We start from the raw sequence: 11,186 nt of genomic DNA, 5'->3' as shown, positions 1-11,186 counted from the left end.
CGATCTATATGTGCTAGTGTCCAAATTGGTATGGCCGCCGACACCAAGGTGTCGGCGGCCATGCGAGAGTGCAGCAGCGCCTCCCGGTTGCTCTAGCCAGCCGAGGCGACGAGCTCGGCGATCTCGACTTCACTTAGCGCCCGCTGGTACACAATGACCTCGTCGAGGTCGCCGGGCCAGAAGCCGGCCGGTGCGCCGCCCAGCTTGGCGCGGCCGATCGTCATCGGCCCGCCCGCCTGCCAGACGGAGCTGATCGGCGCGCTGCCTTCCAGCTGGCCGTTGACATACAGCCGGATCTGCCCCGCCGCGGCGTCGTACACCCCGGCCAGATGTACCCACTCATTCAGCGCCGGAGCCGCGGCCGAGGTCGCCTGGACGCTGAGGGCGGCGTCGCTGTCGCTGGTCGGCAGCGACAGCGCCCAACGGTCCACAGCCTGCGAATAGCCCAGCATCAGGGCGCTGGCATGCGTGCCGTCCTGGCCCACGGCGGTGGCCGAGGCGCCGGTGGCGTTCAGCCGGACCCAGGCGTTGACGGTGAAGCTGGCATCGGTGCGGATCACCGGGCCTGCGGTGTAGGCATGGCCGCCGATGCCATCCAGGGCCAGGCCGAAGCGACCGGTCACGTCGTCGTAACTCGCGCTGGCGCCCTCAGTGAGGGTGGCATCGTGGCCGTTGCCGGAGTAGTCAGGGGTGACGCCGTCGCCTTCATCCAGCGGCAGGTGCGCCACCGGTAGCGTACTGACGCGCCCAGCTTGGAAGCGGTAGGCCGCCCGCGGGGAGAGCCGACCGGCCGCATCCACCGCGTGCACATACAGAATGTGCTCACTGTCGTCGGTCGGGGTGTAGGAGATGCCGGCCGTACCGCCCGCAGCCTCGGCCTCCACCCGCTGGGTCGGGCTCTGGTTGTCGACATCCCACAGGTAGGCCACCACGGTGGCCTGCCCGTTGGCGCTGAAGGTGAAGGCGCCGGATGTGCCCACCGGCTGGCCTACCTGGTTTTCCGGGAAGTCGCTGGAGGCGACCACCGCCGACTTGGCCGGCGGTTCGACCGCGAGCAGGAAGGTGTGCCAGGCGCTCCACGGGCCGGTCGTGCCGGCGGCGTTGAAGGCCCGCACCCGCCACGACACCCGGGTGCCGTCGGCGAAAGCACCCGCGGGGATCTGAGCCGTGTGCGTGCCGTGCGGAGCCAGCGCGGTCTCCTCCGAGCCCACCAGGTCACCGCCGGCGACCCACCACTCGAACCGCGCGGCCAGCCATTGGGGATCGCTGTCGCTGATCTGCGCCTTCAGCGTGGGAGTCAGGGTGCTCATCAATCCGCCGTCGGCGACCGGCGGATCGGTCGACATCCCACTCGACGCGTCCGGGATGGTGACCCTCACCTGCTGCCAGGCCGACCACGCTGAGGAGGAGGTGGCGGAGATTGCGCGTACCCGCCAGCGCACCAGCCAGCCGTCGGCCAGCTTGCCGTCGGGGACGGCGGCCTCGACTGTGCTGCCGGAGGCCACATTGCTCATGCTGTGCGACCAGATTGATCCGCTGCCCTGGGCTGGCACGGAGGGGTCGTGCTCGACTTCGAAGGCGCCGGTCAGCGTGCCGCTAGCGCTGTCGGTGAGCGTTGTGCGCAGCGTCGGCGTCACCGTACTGGTGGTGATCACTCCGCTCACCGAGGCCGACGGGGTCACGGTCATCGCACCGGCCGAGGGCGCCGACACCACCTTTATCATCCACTTTTGGTTGTCGGTGGTCAGGGCAGTCCGCTGCTGGATGAGTGCGTTATCGGCGGTCGAGGCTCCGGCCACCTCGATCACCTTGCTGCTGTGCTTGGCCCACAGCCGAATCAGGCCGCCGCCGGTGTTCTCGACGTACCAGGTCGCGCAGGCGCAGGTGGTGTTGTCGGACTGCTGGATGAGCGCGCCGTCGGCGGTGCTGGCGCCGTTGACGGCCAGCAGCTTCCCGCTGTGCCGGTTGACGATCTTGTAGCTGCCGTCGCTTTGCGCATCGAAGCGCCACACCTGCCACGGCCAGCCCTCGTACGGCCCCTGGCTGACCGCCGTTCCGCTGGCCAGTACGCCGTTGTCGACCTGCAGAACCTGGCCGCTGTGCGCGGCGATCAGCTTGTGCCAGTTGCCCGAAACGATGGTCTTGAGCGGCACGTGGTAAGTGACCGACAGGGTCGGCGGCCGCTTGACCGTGTGCTCGGTGGCGGCAAAAGCCCGCCAGTTGGTGGTCTCGGCCTCGTTGGTGCCGCGCAGCTGAAAGCCGTAGTTGGCTACGCCATCGGCCCAGGACTGAGCGATGGCGGTGACCGGCCAGCTCAGATAGCCAGCGGCGGTGGAGCAGGCCGCGCTCCAGGTACGGCCCCGGCCCTGACGGTTGACCGCTTGGCCGCTGGTCCCCGCGGTGGGCCTGTTGCTCCAGGTCAGCGTCGTTTGATCCCAGGCCTTGCTGACGCGCTGGACGAGGATGCCGGAGCCGACCGCGCTGCCGCAGGCGTGGGTCTCCAGGTTCCACAGCGACAAGGTGGCCGCGGTGACCCGCATGCCGTTCAGCGCGCTGGTGTTGAACTTGACGTAGGAGCGCATGATGTCGGTGCCGCTGCCGCTTTGCTTCGGCATCGTGCCCGCGATGATCATCTGATCGCCCGGGTGCGAAGCCCACGAGGTGGCGACATCGGTGTCGGCCTGGATCGGCAGCGTGGTGGTCGGGTCGATGGTCACCGGGTAGGTGGTTGCCGGATCGGCCAGGAAGTCGGAGTCGGGCTTGAGTACCAGGGTGGTCGCCTCACCGGTTGACTCCACCTGGGTGTCGATCGGCACGCTTTGGCGGTGCAGCTTGCTGCGGCCCTCGGCGTCCCACATCAGCGGCTGCGGCGCGGAGGCGACCACCTCGTTGCTGTCTGCGCCGCCGCTGTCGGTCAGCACCAGCCGCCCGCTCTTGGTCTCCGACAGCTCCACGCCCTCGGTGCGCACCGGGATGCGCAGCTCCAGCGGTTCGGTGGGCCGCTTGCGCAACAGCACGTCATGCTGGAAGCCGGTGGGCAGCACGGTCACCACCAGGTCCGCCGACGGGCCCGCCGCATCGACGAAGGTGGCGACGTTGCCGGTGATGACGGGCTTGGGCAGGGCGGTCGGCCACTGCAGTGCGAACACGCGCCCCTCTTCGTCGGTCAGCTTGGCCATCGGCCCGCTGCCGCCGTTAGAGACCTCCACCTCGGCCTTACCGGCGCGCGGCTTGAGCACCTCGCCGTCGGCGACCAGCGCCGTGTCGATGGGAGCCCACCCCGAGTCCTGCTTCAGCTGGGACGGACCCGAGGTGATGTTCGTGGTGTAGCTGCCGTCGGGGTTGGCGATCGTGGTGCTGACCTCGTCGGTCAGCTGCGGCACCGGCACCGGCTCGCCCGCGGCGCGCGCCAGCGCCGTCGCCTTCGCCCGGGCGGCGTCGGCCTCATCGGCCGCGTCGCCGTCCTGCGCCTCAGCCGTGTTCTCGATCCCGGGATCAGGCTCCAGGACCGCCCCCGCCGAGGAGAGAGCCTGCACCGGTCCGGCCGCCAAAGCGGGGCCTGCACCAGTAAGAACAGCCAACGCAGCCACCAGGATCGCCGCTGTCAGCGCCATCCCGAACTGGGCTTCTACGCGCGGCAACGCGCTCCGCCGGACCGCGGCGGCCCTCCGGATCCATACCACAGGAACCCCAATGAGCATAAAAGGTACGTAAACAGACAGCAAGGTATCAGTAGATCAAAAAGGAACATATGAGGATCAACTCGGCTTGCGCGAGGTCGCGAGCTGCAGGCGAGGGAAGGGGCGGGCCACTGCCTGGCCGACCAGACTTTTGTGATCTTGTGTGGCGATCTGTCCATGCGGGCGGCGGTCGCGAATGCCGTCGGCCATGAAGGCGTCGAGCAGGCGCCAGGCTCGGCCGTCTACCTTCTTAACCTTTATGTCCCATCTGCGAGCAATCTTCCTATATAAACATCAATAGGGCATTATGTTCGTTCTTGCTGCGGGCGGTGAAGCGTCGGGTCGATCACAAGGGAAGCGATGAAGCGGGTGATGGTGGCGGGGGTGGTGCTGGCCGCCTCGTTCAGCGCGGCCTATGCGGCCACTTCCGCAGCATGGGCATCACCTGTTCACGCGCCCACACCTGATGTGATCGAGCCGGACCCGGGCCCCGAGGACGGGAACAACGCCTCCCCCTCACCGCAGCCGCCACTCCCGCAGCCCACCGTCACCGTGACGGTGACCGATCAGCCGTCCGCCACCCCGGCGCCCGTCACCTCCTCACCGGCCCCCTCCTCCTCGGCGCCTGCGCCTCCAGCGCCCGCGAGCCTGCCGCCCCTGGAGCCCGTTGCGCCGGTGCCCACCGGCACGGACGCCACCGACGATGCGCCCGCCTTCCCCGAGGCGACGCCCTCACTGGTGCCAGCGCCGCCGATGGCACCGACCGGCCCCGCCCCAGCACCTACGCCATTTGCCTCCGTGGCTCCGATCACCTCGGTCTCCTCGGTAGGTGACTCCTCACCCGATGCCGGCGTCGAGCTGCAGCTGGCCGTGCCCGCCCTCATGCTGATCCTCGCGGTGATCGCCGGGTTGATCGCCGTTGACCGCCGCACTCCGCGGCGCCGGCCCGCCAGCATCTCTGCCACCGGCCCGCGCGAGCGCCATATCGGCCAGCACCGCGCCCCCTGACCACCCGGCTCTCGATCCCCGTTGCGAAGGAATGTCTGTGAATACGCCCGCCCGCCTGCTCGCGTTCGCTCTCCTCGGCACGTTGTGCTCCCTGACGGGGATCGCCCCGGCAGCCGCTGAACCGTCTCCTGTCACGGTGCAGGCCACCGTCAGCTACACCTGCCAGGCGCCGCTGGGCACCGGAGCCGCCGCCGCGATGCAGGCCACGGCCAACATTCCGACCACGGCGATGGCGGGCAAGCCGGTGGCGATCGAGTGGAACCTCACCACCGGCCTGCTGGCCGTAGACGACCGGCCCGCCGGATCGATCGCCCAGCGTGCCGTCCTCACCGTCTCCGGATCCCAGAGCGGCACCATCACCACCAGCTCCGCCGCCACCACCTCAGCGCTGACCGCCGGCCAGGCCCTGCAGCTGCCGCCGATGAAGGGAACCGTGACCCCCGACCGGACCGGCAGCCTCACCCTGACCCCCGGGAACCTGACAGTGACCATCACCCACAACGGCACCCAGCAGCAGACCCTGTGCACGGTCGACGCCGCGGCTCCGGCGCTGGCCACCATCACCGTCACCACCGCTGGCAGCACCCCGACCGCCACCCCCAGCGCAAGTCCCACCCCGCCCCCCACCCCGACTCCGAAGCCCACACCGACCGTGACGGTCACGGCCACGCCGACGCGCAGCACCACCAGTGAGTCGCTGGTACAGACCGAGGTGACACCCAAGGGCGGCGCCTCCACCGGCGGCGGCGGCCTGTCCGAGGCCAACATCTGGCCGTATGCCGCCGCCGGAGCCGGCCTGCTGCTGGTCATCGGGCTCGGCCTGGAGATCCGCCGCAAGCGCATCCATGGCTACTGAGCAGGGGCCGTATTACGCCTGGTTCGACCGCCAGGGCATCTTGTGGGTCCAGTCGGCGCCCCCACCGGCCCCGGTGCCCCCACCTCGCCCTGCGCCGCGCCCCTGGAGCGCGTTCACCTGGGTCCTGGTCATCACCGGTGTGCTGGCCGCGATCGCCACCCCGCTGGCGATGACCAGCAGAATCCTGGACGCCTCTGACCGCGGCACTGCCGCCGCACCGCAGAGCGGCGCCGCGCGTCCCCTGATGCTGCAGCCGGTTCCCGACCCTGCCACAGCGCTCGAGACGGATCCGGTTTCCCCCGCCGCCGCGCTGCCGCGCTCGACGCCGGTCCGTATCCGCATCCCCGCGATCGGCGTGTCGGCTCCGATCGGCACGGTCGGCCTGGAAGACGACGGGACCGTGGGCACCCCGCCCATCGATCACCCGAATACGACCGGCTGGTACAAGCACGGCCCCACCCCGGGCGAGGCCGGCCCCGCAGTGATCCTCGGCCACGTCGACACCACCACCGGGCCCGCAGTCTTCGCCCGGCTGCGCCAGCTCCTGCCCGGCGATGCCATCGAGATCACCCGCCGCGACGGCAGCACCGTCACCTTCATCGTGGAGGGCATCGAAAAAGCACCCAAGCGCAACTTCCCCACCGGCCGCGTCTACGGCGCCCTCGACCACGCCGGCCTGCGGCTGATCACCTGCGGCGGGGACTTCGACACCCGCGCCCGCAGCTACACCGACAACGTGATCGTCTACGCCGCCGCCCGCTGACCCGCACCCTCCGCACCACCTGAAGGACATCATGCATCCCTCCCACCTCGCCGCCCCGCCCGCTCCCACCCTGCTCACGCCGGTCCGGCCGATCCGTGGCCTGGCCATCACAGTCGTGGTCCTGCTGGGCGTCACCACGCTGGTCGATCTGGCCGCGCTCGTCATCACCGTCGACCGCGTCTTCTTGCTCTCCGCTCTCATCGAGGCCCCAGACACAGTCGACATGGTCGCGGTTGACTGCAACGACTTTCTCTACCTGGCTTCCGCCATCCCGATGACCGCAACCTTCTTCACGACCGCTGTCGTGTTCATGATCTGGCTGTTTCGGGCCCGCGCCAACGCCCAGGCCCTGATGGTGCTCCCACATCGCAGGCACGCCGCCTGGATCGTCTTCGGCTGGGGCTTTCCGATCGTGCACCTGTGGTACCCCCGGCAGATCGTCGACGACATCTGGATCACCTCCAAGCTGGGCTCAGCGGGCTTCACCACGCTCGGCCATCTGACCTTGGACACCGTCCGTCGTTCGCCGCTGGTGCTGGCATGGTGGCTGTCATGGCTGGTCAGCATGGTCGCGTCCGCCTTCGCCTACAGTCTGGCTGACGGTGAGGATCTGCCGTCCTATCTCCTGACCGCCAAGATCGAGGTTTTCTTCGCCGCGCCGAGCGCGATCTGCGCCGCCCTGGCTGCCACGGTGGTCTGGAAGATCACCGCGTTCCAAGAGCGCTCTGTCTTTGCTTCCCCACCGGCGGGCTAGGAGCTGATCGGTAGATCGGACGGTTGCCGGGCGGCAGCAACCCTCGGCCGCCCGGCGGCAGCGTCCGACCGGACGCACCCTGTCTGCCGGGCCGACAGGCGAACGGGCGCATTCTCAATGTCTAGCGCGCAGGGGGGGCGCGGTAAGCCTTCACCACGGCGTAAGTGGCTGGCTGTCGCGGTGATCACCGCGACAGCCAGCCACTTGCTCTACCCCACCTTCGGGCTCAGCGGGTGACTGTGACCGCTGCCTTGACCAGGTCGACGCGGCTGCCGTCGCCGACCCAGGTGCCCGAGACAGCGGCGGAGCGGGTCCCGGCCCTGACGCCAGGAGCGACGTGGAGCTGGATGCGGATCAACCGGTAGGAGCGGGGCGCCACGCTGACGCGCCAGCCCGATGCCGACTGCAGCGCGGCGGTGACGTTGGTGCTGCCAGCGTAGTAGCCGATCGCAGATCCGCTCGAGGCGCGGCTGCCCTTGAGGGCGATGACGGCAGGGGCGTTGCCGTCGTTGTAGATGCGCACGGAGAAGCTGCGGGTGGCACCCTTCCAGCTCCAGCGCACCGCGGTCGTCTTGCTCTGCGCCGCCGCAGTGGTGTTGTAGATGTTGTTGCCCACGTAGCCGCCACCGCTGCTGATCAGGGCGTCGGGCTGCTGGTCGCTGGCGGTGATGGTCACCGTCATCGACGCCGCCGATCCCAGATCAGATCCTGAACTGGGCGATGACAGCGTGATGCGGATCGTCTCGGCGGCTTCGGGGGTGGCATCGTTGCGGATGGCCAGCGCGATGGTCTTGGTGCTCTCACCGGGCGCGAACCTCAGCGTACCGGGGGTGAAGGTGAAGTCGGATCCGGCGACGGCGCTGCCGCCGGTGACGGCGTAGTCCACGGTGGTCGCCGCCGCAGCACCGGTGCGGATCACCGGCAGACGGAGGGTGCTGGCGTTCTCCGCGACGGTCAAGGTCGTGCGAGCGAATCCGACGGGGTGGTCGCTGGCGGTGATGGTCACCGTCATCGACGCCGCCGATCCCAGATCAGATCCTGAACTGGGCGATGACAGCGTGATGCGGATCGTCTCGGCGGCTTCGGGGGTGGCATCGTTGCGGATGGCCAGCGCGATGGTCTTGGTGCTCTCACCGGGCGCGAACCTCAGCGTACCGGGGGTGAAGGTGAAGTCGGATCCGGCGACGGCGCTGCCGCCGGTGACGGCGTAGTCCACGGTGGTCGCCGCCGCAGTACCGGTGCGGGTGACCGGTAGCTGGATCGTTGCAGTCTCTTCGGCGACCGTCATGGCTGGGTGCTGGAACTCGACCTCTGAACGGCAGCTCAACGCCACGCTGTGGGTGGACTGACTGTCAATCTGGATTACGCCGGTGAGGCCGCTGGGTACCGCCGTCTGGCCATAGGAGTGGTGTCCCCAGGCGACGACGGTGCCGTCGGACTTGAGTGCCAGACTGTGCAGGGTCCCGGCGGCGACCTGCACCACATCGGTCAGACCGCTGGGCACATCGATCGAATCATTGGGGTATCCCCAGGCCACCACGGTGCCGTCGGACGTGACCGCCAGACTGTGATTGCTGCCACCGGCGACCTGCACGACATCGGTCAAGCCGCTGGGCACCGCCGTCTGATCCTGTGCGTTGGATCCCCAGGCCACCACGGTGCCATCGGACTTGAGCGCCAGGCTGTGGGCGTGCCCGGCAGCGACCTGCACCACATCGGTCAAGCCGCTGGGTACCGTCGCCTGACCGGAGGCGTTGAATCCCCAGGCCACCACGGTGCCATCGGACTTGAGCGCCAGACTGTGATAACTGCCAGCGGCCACCCGCACGACATCGGTCAGATCGCTGGGCACCGCCGTCTGATCCTGTGCGTTGGATCCCCAGGCCACCACGGTGCCGTCGGACTTGAGTGCCAGACCGTGTCCGACTCCGGCGGCCACCTGCACGACATCGGTCAGCCCGGACGGCAGCGCAGGTACGTCGTCAGTGTCTCCCCAGGCCACGACGGTGCCGTCGGACTTGAGTGCCAGACCGTGTCCGACTCCGGCGGCCACCTGCACGACATCGGTCAGCCTGGACGGCACCATAGCTGAGGCGCCCGATTGTGTGCCCCACGCGGTGACGGTACAGCCCGTCGTGGCGTGCGCCGGAGGCGCATGAACGGTCACCAGGGCCGTGAACGTCACGGTGAGGGCGCTGAGCAGCACCAGCAGCCGTGTCCCCTTTCGCGAAGGGCTCACGAGTGCAGAGGTTTCACCAGTCGCAGGGTGAGGGCCGGCGGCCGGCCCGGCCACATTGCTGCGGCCCCTCATCGTCGGTGCAGATACCGCGCGTAGAACAGCCGGAGCGCGCTGCGGTTCTGGCGTGGGTGAAGAGGTGGTCATGAGAAGGGTCCTCACTCGGCGAACAGAGCAAAGCAACCCTATGCACCCTTTGTGTGCCCTTTTATCCTATTTGTTGTTTTTTGCCGATCCTTGTACTTCCTTGGAAGAAAACAGATGAACTCCCATACCTTCTCGCCGCAAGATGTAGATGCGCCAGCACCTCGGAAAGATCAACATCGCGTACCAGTCCAGGGCGATTGGGGCAGTGCAGATGCACGTGGTCGGCTCGGCGATCCCCATCATTGCCAATTCCAGCAGGACCTCGAGGACTTCCAGCCCGGCCACCCGTCCGGCCTGGCGTCCAGTACCCGGCGCGGTATCGGACGCGTTACTCGATGGTCAGCATCTGTTGGTCCAGGTCGATGTGGAGGGTGCCTCCGCTGTTCGCGCGAAGCTGTCGCCAGGCGACGTATCCCGTCATGATCGCCTGCTCCCAGTCAGTGGCCCGCAGGACGCTTACCTCCAGGTGGGAGGCCATGGCGGCGATGGTCTTGAGGAGCTCGTGGTCGATGTGGCGCACGTTGGCGAAGTAGCCGTGGCGGGCGGCGTAGGAGAACACAAGCGCGGAGATGCCTTCTTCGATCGCGATCGCGCGGCCGCCGTCCTCGGCCTCGTCGGTCTTGGGGTCGCTTTTGCGCTTGCAGCCCAGTACGAAACGGGTGACGGGGGACAGCCCAGGACGGCGGCGTGGGCCAGGTGGAAGACGTCGTAGAAGCGGTAGCGTCGATGTGCGACACGCGTATCTCCCGCGCAAATGTCCGCGGCCGAGCGCTGGTCCGGGATCGGCGCCGGCTCGATGCTGGCGGCAGCGCGGCTGGACGGATCCCGGCGCGCGATGCCGGCGGGGCGTCGGCGATACTGCGGGCGTGGAGTACGTGTCCAGAGTGCCGCGACCGCCGCTGGACGGGCTGATCGACGACCTTTACTACCTGGAGGGTGCACCGCCGTACGACCGGCTGACGCTGCCGCCGATGCCGGCGGCGTTGCTCATCGTCAACCTCGGGGCGCCGTTCCGCATCCGCGCCGGCACCGACATCGAGACGGCCGGGTACGCCGACGGCTGCGTGGTCACCATGCCCACCCGCGCCTTCGAGTTCGGCTATCCGCCGGGGACCCGGTCCGTCGGCGTGCACTTCAAGCCGTGGGGGCTGGCGCCGTTCCTGCCGATGCCCGCGGCCGAGCTGTGTGACCGGCCGGTGACGGTGGAGCAGGTTTGGGGCCGGCCCGCCATTGCCGAGCTGCGAGACCGGCTGGCCACGGCGGACGGACCGCACGAGATGCTGACGCTGCTCGAGCAGGAGCTGATGCGGCGGCTGTGCGAGACCGCCGGCCTGGGGCTGGTCCGCCATACGAGCAGCGTCATCGCGGCGACCAGGGGGGCGGTGGCGATCGGCGACCTGAGCGTGGCAGCCGGTGTCAGCAGCACTCATCTGGCACAGCGGTTCAAGGAGCTCATCGGCGTCACGCCGAAGCGGCTGGCCCGCACCTACCGCTTCGCCGCCACCGTGTTCGCGATCAACCCCGCCGGACCGATCGACTGGGGCGACCTCGCCGGTGGCGCAGGCTACTTCGACCAGGCCCACTTCGGCCACGAGTTCCGGGCGTTCACCGGGCTCACGCCGACCCGGTACGTCGAAGTCCGGCGGCGGTTCCTGCGCGAACATCCCGGCCACGCGCTGGACGGCTGGCCGCTGCCGGCCGATTGATTTCTTACAAGAGAGACAGCTCACGACACGCTAATT

Annotated in this window: 9 protein-coding genes; 5 read left to right on the top strand and 4 right to left on the bottom strand. The window is 68.8% G+C overall.

The features are described 5' to 3' along the window. Nucleotides 1–92 precede the first annotated feature (92 nt). Nucleotides 93–3,614, bottom strand: coding sequence for a LamG-like jellyroll fold domain-containing protein (locus HS041_RS28055; RefSeq protein ID WP_196443839.1), 3,522 nt, complete (start codon nucleotides 3,612–3,614; stop codon nucleotides 93–95). 426 nt (nucleotides 3,615–4,040) lie between these two features. Between HS041_RS28055 and HS041_RS28050 the strand changes: the two genes are divergently transcribed. Genes HS041_RS28050 through HS041_RS28035 form a run of 4 tightly spaced genes read left to right on the top strand, consistent with a single transcriptional unit; the run spans nucleotide 4,041 to nucleotide 7,061 of the window. After that, on the top strand, nucleotides 4,041–4,688 hold the full coding sequence (locus HS041_RS28050) for a hypothetical protein (RefSeq protein ID WP_196443838.1): 648 nt from the start codon (nucleotides 4,041–4,043) through the stop codon (nucleotides 4,686–4,688). Nucleotides 4,689–4,725: 37 nt separating this feature from the next. Next, nucleotides 4,726–5,544 (top strand): hypothetical protein, encoded by an 819-nt coding sequence (locus tag HS041_RS28045; RefSeq protein ID WP_196443837.1) that lies wholly within the window; start codon nucleotides 4,726–4,728, stop codon nucleotides 5,542–5,544. Further along, complete coding sequence (locus HS041_RS28040) at nucleotides 5,534–6,307, top strand: class F sortase (protein ID WP_230879830.1); 774 nt, start codon at nucleotides 5,534–5,536, stop codon at nucleotides 6,305–6,307. Before HS041_RS28045 ends, HS041_RS28040 begins: the two co-directional genes overlap by 11 nt. Nucleotides 6,308–6,338: 31 nt before the next feature. Further along, nucleotides 6,339–7,061 (top strand): DUF4328 domain-containing protein, encoded by a 723-nt coding sequence (locus tag HS041_RS28035; protein ID WP_196443836.1) that lies wholly within the window; start codon nucleotides 6,339–6,341, stop codon nucleotides 7,059–7,061. 226 nt (nucleotides 7,062–7,287) lie between these two features. Here the strand turns inward: HS041_RS28035 and HS041_RS28030 are convergent, their stop codons facing one another. The 3 genes from HS041_RS28030 to HS041_RS28020 all read right to left on the bottom strand — a co-directional run bounded on the left by HS041_RS28030 (nucleotide 7,288) and on the right by HS041_RS28020 (nucleotide 10,198). Then, on the bottom strand, nucleotides 7,288–9,267 hold the full coding sequence (locus tag HS041_RS28030; protein WP_196443835.1) for a Calx-beta domain-containing protein: 1,980 nt from the start codon (nucleotides 9,265–9,267) through the stop codon (nucleotides 7,288–7,290). A gap of 243 nt (nucleotides 9,268–9,510) precedes the next feature. Beyond that, nucleotides 9,511–9,729 carry a hypothetical protein gene (locus HS041_RS28025; protein ID WP_196443834.1) on the bottom strand — a complete coding sequence of 73 codons (219 nt, stop codon included), beginning with the start codon at nucleotides 9,727–9,729 and terminating at the stop codon, nucleotides 9,511–9,513. A 43-nt stretch (nucleotides 9,730–9,772) separates the two neighbouring features. Continuing rightward, nucleotides 9,773–10,198 (bottom strand): MazG C-terminal domain-containing protein, encoded by a 426-nt coding sequence (locus HS041_RS28020; protein ID WP_196443833.1) that lies wholly within the window; start codon nucleotides 10,196–10,198, stop codon nucleotides 9,773–9,775. Nucleotides 10,199–10,310: 112 nt separating this feature from the next. Between HS041_RS28020 and HS041_RS40205 the strand changes: the two genes are divergently transcribed. After that, on the top strand, nucleotides 10,311–11,150 hold the full coding sequence (locus HS041_RS40205) for a helix-turn-helix domain-containing protein (protein ID WP_196443832.1): 840 nt from the start codon (nucleotides 10,311–10,313) through the stop codon (nucleotides 11,148–11,150). Nucleotides 11,151–11,186: the final 36 nt, after the last annotated feature.

Source organism: Planomonospora sp. ID67723, assembly GCF_015711605.1.
GTDB lineage: Bacteria > Actinomycetota > Actinomycetes > Streptosporangiales > Streptosporangiaceae > Planomonospora_A.
This window is presented reverse-complemented; position numbering and strand designations above follow the sequence as displayed.